This is a genomic window from Roseateles flavus (assembly GCF_039872765.1).
Taxonomy (GTDB): Bacteria; Pseudomonadota; Gammaproteobacteria; order Burkholderiales; family Burkholderiaceae_C; genus Roseateles_B; species Roseateles_B flavus.
Window position 1 is genome coordinate 1 of sequence record NZ_JBDPZC010000026.1, and the last position, 13,942, is coordinate 13,942.

General features: G+C 66.4%; 12 protein-coding genes. 7 read left to right on the forward strand and 5 right to left on the reverse strand.

Features of this window, described 5'->3' with window-relative positions; all coding sequences use genetic code 11:
- The coding region (locus ABDJ40_RS24340; RefSeq protein ID WP_488473457.1) for an ATP-binding cassette domain-containing protein at nucleotides 1-286 on the forward strand (286 nt) is incomplete at its 5' end.
- A gap of 248 nt (nucleotides 287-534) precedes the next feature.
- Nucleotides 535-1,665 carry a branched-chain amino acid ABC transporter substrate-binding protein gene (locus ABDJ40_RS24345; RefSeq protein WP_430765678.1) on the forward strand — a complete coding sequence of 377 codons (1,131 nt, stop codon included), beginning with the start codon at nucleotides 535-537 and terminating at the stop codon, nucleotides 1,663-1,665.
- Nucleotides 1,666-1,797: 132 nt separating this feature from the next.
- Here ABDJ40_RS24345 and ABDJ40_RS24350 read toward each other — a convergent pair whose 3' ends face one another.
- Together ABDJ40_RS24350 and ABDJ40_RS24355 are read right to left on the reverse strand one after the other, a co-directional pair.
- Nucleotides 1,798-2,616 (reverse strand): spermine/spermidine synthase domain-containing protein, encoded by an 819-nt coding sequence (locus tag ABDJ40_RS24350; RefSeq protein ID WP_347613665.1) that lies wholly within the window; start codon nucleotides 2,614-2,616, stop codon nucleotides 1,798-1,800.
- Nucleotides 2,609-3,394 carry a YoaK family protein gene (locus tag ABDJ40_RS24355; RefSeq protein WP_347613668.1) on the reverse strand — a complete coding sequence of 262 codons (786 nt, stop codon included), beginning with the start codon at nucleotides 3,392-3,394 and terminating at the stop codon, nucleotides 2,609-2,611. The genes ABDJ40_RS24350 and ABDJ40_RS24355 overlap by 8 nt, the downstream gene beginning before the upstream one ends.
- Before the next feature lie 98 nt (nucleotides 3,395-3,492).
- Between ABDJ40_RS24355 and ABDJ40_RS24360 the strand changes: the two genes are divergently transcribed.
- The gene (locus ABDJ40_RS24360; RefSeq protein WP_347613669.1) at nucleotides 3,493-3,693 is read left to right on the forward strand and encodes a CopG family transcriptional regulator; all 201 of its coding nucleotides are present in this window, start codon (nucleotides 3,493-3,495) and stop codon (nucleotides 3,691-3,693) included.
- A gap of 167 nt (nucleotides 3,694-3,860) precedes the next feature.
- Here ABDJ40_RS24360 and ABDJ40_RS24365 read toward each other — a convergent pair whose 3' ends face one another.
- On the reverse strand, nucleotides 3,861-5,183 hold the full coding sequence (locus ABDJ40_RS24365) for a sensor histidine kinase (RefSeq protein ID WP_347613670.1): 1,323 nt from the start codon (nucleotides 5,181-5,183) through the stop codon (nucleotides 3,861-3,863).
- Nucleotides 5,180-5,869 (reverse strand): response regulator transcription factor, encoded by a 690-nt coding sequence (locus ABDJ40_RS24370; RefSeq protein WP_347613672.1) that lies wholly within the window; start codon nucleotides 5,867-5,869, stop codon nucleotides 5,180-5,182. Before ABDJ40_RS24370 ends, ABDJ40_RS24365 begins: the two co-directional genes overlap by 4 nt.
- A gap of 136 nt (nucleotides 5,870-6,005) precedes the next feature.
- Between ABDJ40_RS24370 and ABDJ40_RS24375 the strand changes: the two genes are divergently transcribed.
- Complete coding sequence (locus ABDJ40_RS24375) at nucleotides 6,006-7,019, forward strand: DUF535 family protein (RefSeq protein WP_347613673.1); 1,014 nt, start codon at nucleotides 6,006-6,008, stop codon at nucleotides 7,017-7,019.
- Between the two features lie 5 nt (nucleotides 7,020-7,024).
- Here ABDJ40_RS24375 and ABDJ40_RS24380 read toward each other — a convergent pair whose 3' ends face one another.
- The gene (locus tag ABDJ40_RS24380; protein WP_347613675.1) at nucleotides 7,025-7,966 is read right to left on the reverse strand and encodes a glutaminase; all 942 of its coding nucleotides are present in this window, start codon (nucleotides 7,964-7,966) and stop codon (nucleotides 7,025-7,027) included.
- A 985-nt stretch (nucleotides 7,967-8,951) separates the two neighbouring features.
- Here ABDJ40_RS24380 and ABDJ40_RS24385 point away from each other — a divergent pair.
- The 3 genes from ABDJ40_RS24385 to ABDJ40_RS24395 all read left to right on the forward strand — a co-directional run.
- Complete coding sequence (locus ABDJ40_RS24385; protein ID WP_430765679.1) at nucleotides 8,952-10,286, forward strand: diaminobutyrate--2-oxoglutarate transaminase family protein; 1,335 nt, start codon at nucleotides 8,952-8,954, stop codon at nucleotides 10,284-10,286.
- Complete coding sequence (locus ABDJ40_RS24390; RefSeq protein WP_347613677.1) at nucleotides 10,276-11,721, forward strand: MFS transporter; 1,446 nt, start codon at nucleotides 10,276-10,278, stop codon at nucleotides 11,719-11,721. Before ABDJ40_RS24385 ends, ABDJ40_RS24390 begins: the two co-directional genes overlap by 11 nt.
- 193 nt (nucleotides 11,722-11,914) lie before the next feature.
- Nucleotides 11,915-13,942, forward strand: a 2,028-nt coding sequence (locus tag ABDJ40_RS24395) for a condensation domain-containing protein (protein ID WP_347613679.1), incomplete at its 3' end; no start/stop codon positions are given.

Consider the following 13,942-nt stretch of genomic DNA (forward strand, 5'->3'; position numbering starts at 1 on the left):
GCAGATGCTGGCCATGGGCCGCGCGCTGATGACGCAGCCCAAGGTGCTGCTGCTGGACGAGCCCAGCATGGGCCTGAGCCCCATCATGGTCGACAAGATCTTCGAGGTCGTGAACGACATCCATAGCCAGGGCGTGACCATCCTGCTGGTGGAGCAGAACGCCAGCCGCGCACTGGCCGCCGCCAACCGCGGCTACGTGATGGAAAGCGGCCTGATCACGATGACGGGTGCCGGCAAGGACCTGCTCAACGACCCCAAGGTCCGCGCCGCTTATCTGGGCGAGTAAGCACCATCCTCATCGTGCGAAGACGGCTGATGGCGAAGCCGATCGGCCCTCGCGCGAAGCCCGAGGATCCGGCTTTGCCGGGCCTACGGGCTTGCCCCCTTGAGGGCGCGCGCGCAGCGCGTAGGGGGTGGACTATTTCTAGAGCGGGACTACAGACAAGTCGCGAGCAGGAGCCGTAACCCGCAGGTTCAGCAGCCCACAAGGCTGCAGGCGCTCGTTACACAGGAGATGAGACGATGAATTCGCAGATGAAGCTGGTGGCTGCAGCAGCCCTGGCCCTGGTGGGCGGTACCGCCCTGGCTCAAGACCTGGTCGTGAAGATCGGTCACGTCGGTCCCACCAGCGGCGGCATTGCCCACCTGGGCAAGGACAATGAGTTGGGCGCCCGCATGGCCATCGATGAACTGAACGCCAAGGGCGTGACGATCGGTGGCAAGAAGGCCAAGTTCGAACTGCTGGCGGAAGACGACGCCGGCGATCCCAAGCAAGGCACGGCCGCAGCCCAGAAGCTGATGGACTCCAAGGTCAACGGCGTGATCGGCCACCTGAACTCGGGCACCTCCATCCCCGCGTCCAAGGTCTACAGCGATGCCGGTGTGCCGCAGATCAGCCCCTCGGCGACGAACCCCAAGTTCACCCGCAACGGCTACAAGACCGCCTTCCGCGTGGTGGCTGATGACGTGCACCTGGGTGGCACGCTGGGCAAGTACGCCGTGAACCAGCTCAAGGGCAAGGCCATCGCCGTGATCGATGACCGTACCGCTTACGGCCAGGGCGTGGCAGACGAGTTCGAGAAGGGCGTGAAGGCCTCCGGCGGCAAGGTGGTGGGTCGCGAGTTCACCAACGACAAGGCCACGGACTTCAGCTCCATCCTGACCTCGCTGAAGGGCAAGAAGCCCGACGTGATCTTCTTCGGCGGCATGGACGCCGTGGCCGGCCCGATGCTGCGCCAGATGAAGCAGCTGGGCATCGAAGCCAAGTTCATGGGCGGCGACGGCATCTGCTCGGGCGAGCTGCCCAAGCTGTCGGGCGGCACCATGGGTGACGGCCAGGTGGTGTGCGCCGAAGCCGGTGGCGTGGAAGGCGAATCCAAGAAGTCCATGGACGACTTCAAGGCCCGCTTCAAGGACAAGTACAAGGTCGAAGTGCAGATCTACGCACCGTACGTGTACGACGCGCTGAACGTGATGGTCGCCGCCATGGTGAAGGCCGGCTCGGCTGAACCCGCGAAGTACCTGCCGGTGCTGGCCAAGACCGAAGGCTACAAGGGCGTGACGGGCACGATCAGCTTCGACAACAAGGGCGACATCAAGAACGGCGCCCTGACCCTGTACACCTACAAGGGCGGTGCCCGCGAGCAGATCGCGGTCGTGCGCTAAGTCTCCCCGCCGGGGGAGTGACCCGGCAATCTCACGCGGAAATGTTGGAGCCGCCACCGTTGGGGTCAGGTCTTGCCTGGCACCGCGGTGGCGGTTTTCATTGCCGCCGTACCCGCTGCGGCGTCCCCTGCCTCAGCGCCTGCGATGGTCTGTGGGCGGCTCGACGCTGATCGAGGACTGGACATCGCCCGTGCGGCTGGCCCGGACCACCTCCTCGAACGCCGGCAGCAGTTCCGACCAGGCCTGGGCGTCAAAGCCCGCCGGGCAGCGCAGCGCTGCCGTGCCCTGCAGGCGCGGCAGCCGGCCCCGGCAGGCGATGACGATGGTGTTGCTGCAGTCCTCGTCACTGATCACCAGCAGCTCACCGTCGAAGCTGCGCTCCAGCCGGGCCAGGTGCAGCGCAAAGTCCACATGCCCCGTGTGCAGGTTGACGGCCAGCAGGCCGCCGGGCTGCAGGGCGTCCCGGCAGTCGTCATAGAAGCGCTGGGTGCACAGCGCGGGCGGCTGGCCGTGGTAGTCGAAGCCATCGACCAGCAGGACGTCCAGCTGGTAGGGCGGGAAGCGGACGAAATCCGCGCCGTCTCCCAGCAGGACCTTGAAGCGCGCGTCGTCGTCCGGCACCTTGAACTCGCGGCGCAAGGCCAGCACATGCGGATTGATCTCCAGCACCTTGATGCGTGTGGCCGGCAGATGGCGGTGGCAGAACTTCGCCAGCGAGCCGCCTCCCAGACCGATCATGGCCAGCGTGGCCGGGCGTGGCTTGAAGAGCAGGACGCCCATCATGGTGCGCGTGTAGGCCAGCGCCAGGGCGTCGGGCGCCATCAGGTGCATGGTGCTCTGGATCTCGTCCATGCAGAAGTGAAGGGACTTGCTGTCCAGTGTCTCCCGCACATAGGGCCTGACATGGGCGTTGGCGTCGGCGTCTTCGAGGGCAAGAAAGGAATCACTCATGGGCGGCTGGGGAGGCTGGGGCGGTGCGGTGTCGACGGGCGGCGCGGAGGTCCTGCCACAGCGGCGGGCTCGCGACCAGGATCAACGCGAAGGCGAAGGGCAGGGTGGCGGAGAAGCCCAGGTGCTTGAAGGCCAGGGCGCCCGCCAGGCCGCCCACAAAGAACAGGGACAGGATCAGCAGATGGATGCCCAGCCTGTCACGGTTGGCCTGCACGCGGTGGACCGCGTTGCGCTCCCTGGAACGGTTCCAGTAGAGCAGGCGGCCGAGCTCGATGCCGATATCCGTCACCACGCCGGTCATGTGGGTGGTGCGAATCTCGGCCTGGGAAATCTTGGTCACCATGGCGTTCTGCAGACCCATGATGAAGCACAGCAGCAGCACCGCCGTGGGCACCAGCAGCTGTGGCAGACCGCGCAGATGGGCGCCCACCAGGCCGAATCCCAGCAGAAGCAGGGCTTCCACGAGCAGAGGCAGGGCGTACTTGCCCTGCAGCTGCCGGCGGCGCGCCCAGTTGATCAGCAGGGTCGTGCAGGCGGCACCGGCCACGAAGGACAGCAGCGTGGCCAGCGCGGACAGCGCCAGCCGCAGCTCCCCGATCGCCAGGTCATCGGCAATACCGGAAATGATGCCGGTCATGTGCGAGGTGTAACGCTGCACGGCCAGGAAGCCGCCCGCATTCACCGCGCCCGCCACGAAGGCCAGCAACGCGCCCAGCTGACGATTGCTGCTGCGGGTGCGGTGGCGCGAGGTAAGGCGCTGCAGGTGATCGAGGGGCATGGGCGGGCGTTGGCAAACGGCGGAGCCGGTTGAAACGCTAATTTAATGCGCCTTGAATGCGCGTGCAATTATAATGTGATTAACATAAGGAGCCTGCCATGGAGATGAAGACGGCACGCCTGACGGTGCTCATCGATCCCGACAAGAAGAAAGCCCTGGAGACCCTGTGCGCCAGCCAGGACGTGACCCCGTCACAAGTGGTCCGCAAGCTGATCCGCGAATACCTGGCGGCTCACGGTGTGGATGTGGTGCCGGGCCCAGGGCAGGAAGAGGCCGCCGCCAAGGGCCTGGGACGCTGAGCCGGCGCGTCGGCTCGCACGGCTCATGGGCTGGAGCAGCCAGGGCCTTGCCGCGCATGTCTGCTGTCCGGCGATCAGTCCCGGGGCGGAAACAGAATCCTCACCTGCAGGCCGCCTTCATCCATGTTCCGGAGGCTCACGCTGGCATGGTGCAGGTTGGCGATCTCCTAGACGATGGCCAGTCCCAGTCCCGAGCCCTGGCCACTGGCCTGCCGGCCGCGATAGAAGCGCAGCATGACCTTCACCAGCTCGTCCGGCGGGATGCCGGGGCCACTGTCGCTGACCGTCAGGCCAGGAGGCTCCGCCTGTACGGTGATGCGGATCGTGCCGGCGGCGGGCGTGTAGCGGATGGCGTTGTCGATCAGGTTGCCCAGGGCCTCGCTGAGCAGGTCGGGGTGACCCACGATGGCCGCGCGCCGTGTGCTGGAGGAGGCATCACCCGCCTCGATCAATTCCATGGTCAGGCCCTTGTCGTGGGCACTCTCCAGAAAAGATTCGCCGACGGCCCGCGCGAGATCGTCCAGGTCTACCGGACCGGAATCCGGGCTGCTGGCCAGCTCCGGATCCAGGCGGCTGAGGGCCAGCAGTTGCTGGACCAGGCGGGCGGTGCGCTGGGTTGACGCCTGCAGCCCGGCCAGCACGGCGCGGGTGGAGGCCAGGTCTGGTGCCTCGGCGGCCCGCGCCAGCCCTAGCTGGAGGCCCGTGAGCGGCGTGCGCAGCTGGTGGGCGGCCGTGGAGGCGAAGAGCTTCTCGCGGTCCAGCACCTCGCGCAGCCGGGCCAGCAGCTCGTTGAGGGCCTGTGCAAAGGGCAGCAGCTCGCGCGGCACCTCGCTCGTGGGGATGGGCATCAGGGAGGCATGAGACTGGGTGTTCCACTGGTCGGCCATGCGCTGCAGAGGGCGCAGGGTGCGCCGTACGGCGGCCAGCAGGATCCATGCCGCGACGACGACGATCAGGCCGACGGGCGCATAGACCCACAGCAGCTCCCGAAAGACGCGCCGCCGCTTGTTGAGCGTCTCCCCGACCCCCACCAGGACAGCGCGCGACGGATCGGTGACGCTGTCCACCTGCACCCAGACCACCCGCACCGGATGGCCGAGGAAGGGGGCCTCGAACGCCCGGGCGCCCTTCTCGTAGCTGCGGACATCGCTGCCCGAGCGCGGCAACGCAGGTTCGCCCGCGAGCACGTGATCGCCTTCCTGCACCGAGAAATAGGTCCGGTCGTCGGCGTCGTAGGTCAGGACGGCCTGGGCCTGGCGGTTGAGGCTGAGCACGGCCTCGTGCTGCTCGAAGCGGACCTGCGAGGCCAATGAACGGGCGGCATCCAGCAGCCAGCGGTCGAAGACCGCGTCGATGAGTCCGCTGGCAGCGTTGGCGCTCAGGAAGCTGGCCACCAGGACGACGCCCAGCAGCGGGGCCAGCAGCCGCCATCGCAGGCCGCCTTCGAGCCCCTTGGGCCGGCGCAGCGCCTGCAGCAGCGGCCTCTTCATGCCAGGCCTTGCTCCGGGCCGGCATCCAGGACCAGGCGGTAGCCAAAGCCCCGCGAAGTCTCGATGCGCACCTGGCAGTCCAGCAGCTTCTTGCGCAGGCGTGAGACATAGACCTCGATGGCGCTGTCCCCGACTTCCAGGTTCCGCTCGGCCAGTGCGTCCAGCAGCACTCGCTTGGGCACCAGGCGTGGAGCGCGCTGGATCAGCAGGCCCAGCACTTCGAATTCCCGTGGATTGAGCTCCAGCGGGCGTCCGTCGCAGCTGACCATGCCTTCGTCGGGCAGCCAGCTGAGGCGGCCGAGCTGGGCGCGGCGCGTGCGCGAGGCGACCGAGCGCCTCAGCAGCGCCTCCATGCGCGCATCGAGCTCTTCCACCGAGAAGGGCTTGACCAGATAGTCATCGGCACCGGCCTTGAGTCCTGCCACGCGATCGGCCACCTGGTCCCGCGCCGTTAGCACCAGCACTGGTGTGCGCGGGTCGCCCTTTCGCCACTGCTGCAGCCACAGCAGTCCGTCGCCATCGGGGAGACTCAGATCCAGCACCAGCAGATCAGGCGTTAGCCCGACGACGACCTCGGTGGCCCGGTCCAGTCGTTCGCAGACCTGCACCGCCCAGCCGAGCTGCTTCCAGCGCAGCTGCAGTTCCCAGCTGATGATGGGGTCGTCCTCGATGAGCAAGATTTGCATGCGACATTGTGGACCCGCGGTCCGAAGGTGCTTGATAGTGGTTTGCAAGCTTGCCGGATTAAGCTGAACGACGGTTTGCCGTCGTGGCACTGGTGCTGCAGGCCGGTCCCGGGTCTTCATCTCCTTTCCAGTTCCCATGCAAACGCGCCTCGACCTACCCCAGCCCGCCCCGCTTGCCACGGCCGCCCCGAATGAAGTGCCTGCACGCCAGGCGGTCTCCCTGCCTGATGCCCCAGCCGGGCGTTCTCCCGGCTGGGTGCCTCCGCTGCGCGCCCTCCGGGTCCTGGCCCGGCGCATGGAGCTCGGTGCCAAGGACTGGTTGAAGCTGGTCGTGGCCTTTGCGCGGCATCCCCGGGCCGTGAGTGGCTGGCTGGTGCTGCTGGTCGGGGACCCGGTGCTGCAGCGTGTCAATGACGCCAGGCTGCTCAGCAAGGTGACGCGACCCTACCTGGACCAGGCCTTGTCCCTGCCGGAGCGGGTGCGCCTCCTGGCGGGCCACTATCGCTGGCTCCATGCGCAGGGCATGGGCGACCTGGCCTGCGCGGCCCATGCCGCTCCCCAGTGGCTCTATGGCTGGCAGGGCAAGGACGGAACGGGCTTCGAACTGCAGTTGCAGGCTATGCATGACGGTCATCGCGAAGGGGAGCTGAGCCTCAGCCTGCGCATGGACGGGCGCACGCTGTACACGCTGACGGGCCTGGTCGATGCGCAAGGTGCGGGCGCGCCTGCCTTCGTTGTGGGCCGGCTGCAGGGAGAAGCCTCGCAGGATGCCGCCGAGCGCATGCGCCTGGCCACCAAGGCCCTGCATGGATGCCGGCCGGCCAGCCTGCTGGTCACTGCGGCGGCCCAATGGAGCCAGGCCCTGGGTTGCTCCTGGCTGGAGCTGGTCGGCAACAGCCAGCGCATCGCCATCAATGCCTGGCGCCGGCGGCGCATCCTGGCGGACAACGAGCGGCTCTGGCAGGAGATGGGCGCAAGCCTGGGCTGCAACGGCCGCTGGCGCCTGCACGCCCGTGCCGGCCGGGAACTGGACCTGGACAGCATTCCTTCGCGCAAGCGGGCCGAGGCGCGCCGCCGGCACGCGCTGCTGCAGGCGCTGTCGGAGGGCCTGCAAGAGTCCATGCGCCGTGCGGTACTTCCGCGGCCCTGAAGGACTCAGAAGATCGAACGGCCCGTCAGGGTGGTCAACCACTCCAGGGCCGCCACCCCGGCCAGCGAGTTGCCATTTGCATCCAGGCCGGGTGACCACACGCAGATGCCGCAGACATTGGGGATGAGGGCCACGATGCCGCCACCCACGCCACTTTTGGCGGGCAACCCGACGCGGAAGGCGAAATCGCCTGCGGCATCGTAGGTGCCGCAAGTCAGCATCAGGGCATTGAGCCGCTTGGAAAGGCTGGGTGACAGCAGGCGCTCGCCACTCCATGGCAATTCGCCATGGTTGGCCAGCAGCAGCATGGCCCGGGCCAGCTCCACACAGCTCATCTCGATGGCGCAGTGGCTGCAGTAGGCGTCCAGGATGCGATCGACAGGATTGTGCAACCGGCCGAAGCTGCGCATGAAATGGGCCATGGCCGCGTTGCGGTCGCTGTGCTTGCGCTCCGACTGCGCGACCCGCAGGCTGTAGTCGACGGTGGCGCTGTCGGACAGCCTGCGCAGCAGGTCCACCAGGGCAGTCTCGGGCTGGACATGGCGCGTGCACAGCACGTCGGTGACGGCCAGTGCACCTGCATTGATGAAGGGGTTGCGCGGCTTGCCACCTTCATGCTCAAGCTGCACGAGCGAGTTGAAGGGCGTCCCGGAGGGCTCGCGGCCCACGCGCTCCCAGAGCGCGTCACCCTCATGCCGAAGGGCCATCAGCAACGCGAAGAGCTTGGAAATGCTCTGAATGGAAAAACGCTGGCGCGATTGCCCGGTCTCCCAGAGTCTGCCGTCGATGCCCACGATGGCCATGCCGAACTGTTCGCGCGGCACGCGGGCCAGTTCAGGGATGTAGCTGGCGACCTGGCCCTGGCTCAACAGGGGCTGGGCACGGGCGGCGATCTCCTGCAGCGCTGCGTCGAAGTCAGGCCAGGGCAGGGGGAGGGTACGGCTCATGCGCGCATGCTAGCGCCACCGTCATGGCTTCTAAGCCTGGCACGCGGCAATGGCGGTGACACTGGCTTCGCGAGCCGGCAACGGCCACTTGCTCGGGATGGCCCCGGCAGCGCAGGCTCTGTGCTCTGGGTAGGCCACTTCTTTGCTGCCTGGAGGGGCCGTCGGGTGTGCAGTATTGGGGGCGAAAGGCCGTGAAGGCCTGCGCATGTTCACAAAGCCCACGGCATCTCGGCGACAGTTTTGCGAACGCTGGGAGCCTTCCGGGGCGAGTGCCGCACACACAGAATTTCATGTGATCTTCCCGAACTGGTCACGCCGCGTGCGGCCTTGCCTGAGCAAGGGGCGGGCCGCCCCTGAGCCGCCGGCGCAACAGCCGACTGATTGCAGTTCAATTGCAGCCAGCATGTCGCGACACTGCGACGCCGCCCCCGTATTCATGGGGGGGCAAATGTTTCTGGATGTCATCGGGTTTTTCAGTGCCTTGCGAGCCCTGGGCGCCGGGGAACGGGCCGATATCCGGGGTGGCTGCGGCATGGTATGTCCCTCTGCTGCCTAGTATTTGCCGCTTGCCTGGGCTAGGCATGCGCTCACGCCCGCTGGCTGTAAGACAAGCCCTAACTTAGTTAGGTCGCGTGTCACTAGTAACTTCTTGCAGGGTTGGCGTCGGCAAAAAATAATGGAAGTGGCCATAGACTGGTCATACGACCTCGCTAACGTTGTGAGATCGGTGGTCAGGGCAGGAAAAACACCCGGGTGCATCCATCAGGGTGTTGCCTGGCCAATAGGCTTGCTCTTGCACCGGGTGAGCCAGTGAAGAGATTGTGGAGTTCGCATGGACCCCCGCAATCCAGACCGAGGTGCATACAAAGGCTTGAGGAAATCAGCGGCTCTGCTGGCTGCGTCTGCATTCATTGGCTCTGCCATGAGTGCTGACAGGCAGGGCTTTGTTCATCATTCTCGATTGCGAAGTAGGGGGGCATGTGCCATGAACAGATACGAAGTCCTGCGCGGGCGGGAGTCCCAGGCGCGGACTTACGCGGCAAATTTTGAAGGCGTCTTCGAGTCAGGGGCAGGCATCCGACTGCGTGACCAGAGTGGCCGGGAGATCATTGACTGCCTGGCCTGCGCGGGAGCGCTGCCATTGGGGCACAACCATCCTGAGTTGGTGGAGGTGTTGACCCAATTCATTAAGTCAGGGCATGTCCATCAGGCCCTGGACCTCACGACTCCGGCCAAGTACGAGTTTGTCCAGGAACTGTTCGGCTTGCTGCCCGAGGAGTTCGCCAGCCGCGCAAAGGTCCAGTTCTGCAGCCCCAGCGGTTCCGACGCCGTCGAGGCAGCCCTCAAGCTGGCCCGCTTCGCCACGGGGCGGCACAACATCATCGCCTTCCATGGTGCCTACCATGGCATGACGGGCAATGCCCTGGCCGCCATGGGCAACCTGGGGCCCAAGGCCGGCATCGGGCCCGGGCCTGGTGGTATCCATTTCATGCCCTATCCCTACCGATTCCGCTGCCCCTTCGGCACGGACGGCAGCCAGACGGACGAGCTGTCCATCAACTACCTGCGTCGGGTCCTCGAGGATCCGGAGAGCGGCATTGCCAAGCCTGCTGCGGTGATCGTGGAGGCCGTACAGGGCGAAGGAGGCTGCATCCCGGCCTCGGGCGACTGGCTGCGGGCACTCCGCGCCTTGACGCAGGAGCATGGCATCCCGCTCATCCTCGACGAAGTCCAGAGCGGCTTTGCGCGCACAGGGCAGATGTTCGCCTTCGAGAGTGCCGGAATCGTGCCGGATGTGCTGGTGCTTTCCAAGGCGCTGGGCGGCGGCTTCCCGCTGGCGGTCGTGGTGTATGACCAGTCGCTGGACAAGTGGCCTCGCGGCATGCATGCCGGCACCTTCCGTGGCAACCAGATTGCCATGGTCGCCGGGCAGGCCACGATGCGCATTCTTCAACGCGACGGTCTCGCGCAGCATGCCCAGAAGATGGGCGAGCTGCTGATGTCGGGCCTGCGCGACCTGGCCCGCCGCTATCCGGCGCTTGGTGACGTGAGAGGCCGGGGCCTGATGGTGGGTGTCGAGGTGGCCGAACCGCAGCAGGGCGGCCAGCCCGGTCCCGGGAACGGGGCTTTGGCCCGGGCCATCAAGCGTTGCGCCATGGAGGCGGGCCTGATGGTGGAGACCGGCGGCCGCCACGGCGCCGTGCTGCGCTTCCTGCCGCCACTGATTCTCACGCCGTCCGATGTCGGCGCCATTCTTGATCGCCTGGATACGGCGGTGTTTCACGCTTTGAAGCAACAGGGGGTGGCTCATGCAGCCTGAGGTCCAAACCACGAATGCAGTCCAGGACGCGGCTGCCGATCCCTCCATTGCGGAGGCTCCCAAGAAGAAGCCCTTGCTCACGCGCGCCTTCATCCTGCTGTGGCTCAGCGAGACCTCCTTCGATATCGGCGCCGCGCTGATGGGCTTCGCCCTCGGTGTCTGGGTCTTCGAGAAGACGGGCTCGGCCGAGCAGTTCTCCTGGACCATTCTGTCGGCGGCCGTGCCGGCCCTGCTGATGACGCCGTTCTCCGGAGGGCTGGCGGACCGCTATGACCGTCGCTGGGTCATCGCAAGCTGCGATGTGGTCACCGCCCTGATGGTGATGGTGCTGGCGGCGCTGCTTTACTACGACACCTTGTCCGTCTCGCACCTGCTGGTCTTCAATGGGGTGGGTGCGGTCGTCGGAGCGCTGCGCAATCCGTCCTATATGGCCGCGATCGGCGCCATCGTCCCCAAGGACAGCTTGACTCAGGCCAATGGCCTGGTGAACCTGTCGCAGGCGCTCATGCACGTGGGGGCACCCTTGATGGCGGGCTATGTGATGGCGTCGTGGGGCCTGGGCGGCATCATGGTCATCGAGGTTGCCCTGGTCATTGCCGGCGCCGCCGCCATCTTCGGCGCGCTGTCCAGCGCACGCCACGCCATCCGAGGCACCGAGGAGCCTAGCAAGCAGCATCCCGTGCGGGCCATGATCGACAGCTTCCGTTCGGCCCTCGGCTATTTCCGTACCGAGCCGCTGATGATCGGCCTGCTCGCCTATGCCGTGCTGCAGGAAAGCCTGATGGTGCTGATCACGGCCATGATCACCCCACTGGTGCTGTCCACCGGTACCAGCGATACGCTGGGCCTGGTGCTGACCTGTGGTGCCCTTGGCAGCATGGTGGGCGCGGCACTGCTGGTGGTGCTGAAGATCAACAAGCGTCTGATGGTCTGGGTCCTGGTGACCGACGCCTGCCTGTCCCTGGCTGTCGTGCTGGCCGGCTTCACCACCTCTCCAGGCGTATGGTGCCTCTGTGCCTTCATCGCGATGGCAGCGGGCGCAGCCTCTGGTTCCTGCGCCGGAGCCCTGTGGATGCGCAAGATCCCCAAAGCCAAGCAGGGCAGCATCTTTGCCCTGATCGGTGCCCTGCACCTGCTGGCGCTTTGCGTGGTCATGACGCTCGGCGGTGTTGCTGGCGAGCATGTCTTCGAGCCGGCACTCGCAACCGGAGGGGCCTGGTCCGAAACCATCGGACAGGTGATTGGCGTGGGCAAGGGGCGTGGCTTCGGCTTCCTCTACGTCCTCTGCGGGGGCGTATGCGTCATCGCATCGCTGCTGGCCCTGCTCAATCGCCACATGCGAGAGCTTGACCTGCGGGTGGATGACCAGCCGGATATCGAATCGATCGCATCGGTACCGGCTGAGGGGGCTGCCGTCCCTCAACCCAGCACCTGACACGCAGCGCGCGTAGATCGGGTCCTGTCTGTGGTCCAGGCATCAAGCGATGCCTGGACTGCGGAAGCTTTTTACTTTCCGAAACCTGACGAAGCGGGCCGCCTGGCTCCGCACAAGGCTGCGCCTGTTCGTCGCACCTTCCAGGGCATTGCTAGAAATCGTTGCTGGGTCGCGGCCCGGGCAGGAGAAGAACGTGTCAGTCCTCATCGATATGAACCAGGCAGCGCAGACCTCGCATCCCTTGCCCGCGGCGGAAGTCGGAAACTGGCATGAACTGTCTTCGATCCAGCGCACCATTTGGTTCCTCTACCGCATGCAGCCTGAGCTGCAGGGGGGCTACAACATTGCCTTCGCGGCCCGCGTGCAGCCGTCACTGGATGCCGAGCGCTTCCAGCGTGCGCTCGATGGCCTGGCGGCCCGGCATCCCATGCTGCGGGCCAGCTTTGGCGAGTTCGACGGTGAGCCGCGGCAGCGCATCCAATCCCACGCCTCTGTGCCTCTTGCGATCCACGAAGTCGATTCGCTCGACGAGGCGGTCCTGGGACCGCGGGTGGAGGCGGACCGCGCACGCCCCTTCGTGCTGGATGCGGCGCCCCTGATCCGTGCCAGCCTCTATCGCGACGGCTCCGGTACCGACGTCATGCTGCTGGCCGTGGATCACCTGGTCTGCGACGGATGGTCGCTGTGGCAGATCCTGGAAGAGCTGGACCATCTGCTGAAGCTGGAATCGGGCGCGCCCGATTCGACCGAGCTTGGCCTAGCCGACGCTCCCTCATTCCTCGATCACGTCAGCCAGCAGCGCGCATGGCTGGAAAGTCCTCAGGGCCAGAGGCAGTTCGAGTACTGGAAGTCGGCGCTGGCGGAGTCCTATCCACGCCTGGAGTTGCCGGTTGATCACCTTCCCGACCGGGCCCTGGTGAAGGAGACCCGCGAAACCCTCACGGTGGTGCTGAACCCGGCACTGACCGCCGGCCTGCGTGAGCTGACGGAGCGGCACCAGGGCACGATGTTCGCCACGTTGCTGAGCTCGTACTTCATCCTTCTGCATAGGCTGACTGGACAGGATCAGCTCGCCGTCGGCTCCCCCATGCCCGCGCGTGGGCGCGAGTGGGGCAGCACCCTGGGCAACTTCACCAATCCTGTCGTGATGCGGGCCCAACTGGATCCGCAGCTCAGCGTTTCAGCGCTGCTCAAGCAGGTGCAGCAAACAGCTTGGCGGGCACTGAAGAACCAGAGCTATCCCCTGGTGGAAATCGTGGAGCGCCTCAATCCGGTGCGTGCTGACGACGGCCATCCCTACTTCAACGCCCTGTTCGTGTACCAGAAGGCACGCGCGGCCTCCCAGACCCTGGGACTGATGGCGCACTCCAAGGAAGTTGGCGAAGTGGACTGGGGCGGTGCAAGGCTCAGTGCCTACGGCCGTATTCAGAACACGGGGGGCTCAGGCCTCGATCTGCTGCTGGAGATGGCCGAGGTGGGCGACACGGTGATCGTCCCGCTGGACTACGACAGCAGCAAGTTCGAGCGCCGCACTGTCGAGCGCTTCCTGGGCTACTGGCAGCGCCTGCTGGAGGCCATGGTGGCTGATGAGCAGATGGCGGTGGGGCGGCTGCCGATGCTGCCGGCGGCGGAGCGCGAGCAGGTGCTGCGAGGCTGGAACCAGACGCAGGAGGCGCTGCCGCTGGATCGCTGCGTGCACGAGCTGATCGAGGCGCAGGTGCGTCGAGATGGGGCGGCGGCGGCGGTGGTGGAGGCCGGCGGGGTGCTGAGCTATGCGCAGCTGAACGCGCAGGCGAACCGTCTGGCGAGGCGGCTGCGGGAGCTGGGGGTGGGTCCGGACGTGCGAGTGGCGCTGTGCGCGCAGCGCGGATCGAGCATGCTGACGGCGCTGTTGGGGATCTGGAAGTCGGGCGGAGCGTATGTGCCGCTGGACCCGGCGTATCCGCAGGAGCGGCTGGCGCACATGCTGCAGGACAGCGAGCCGGCGGTGCTGCTGGTGCAGGGCGAGCAGGAGGCGGTGCGAGGGCTGGCGGGGTCGGGCACGGTGGTGCTGGATCTGCAGGACGATGCGTCCTGGCGCGGGCTGGAAGACACGGACCTGCCGGTGGCGCAGACGGGGGTGGGCCCGCGGCACCTGGCTTACGTGATCTACACCTCGGGCTCCACGGGCAAGCCCAAGGGGGTGATGATCGAGCACCGCGGGCTGGTGAACTACGGGCTG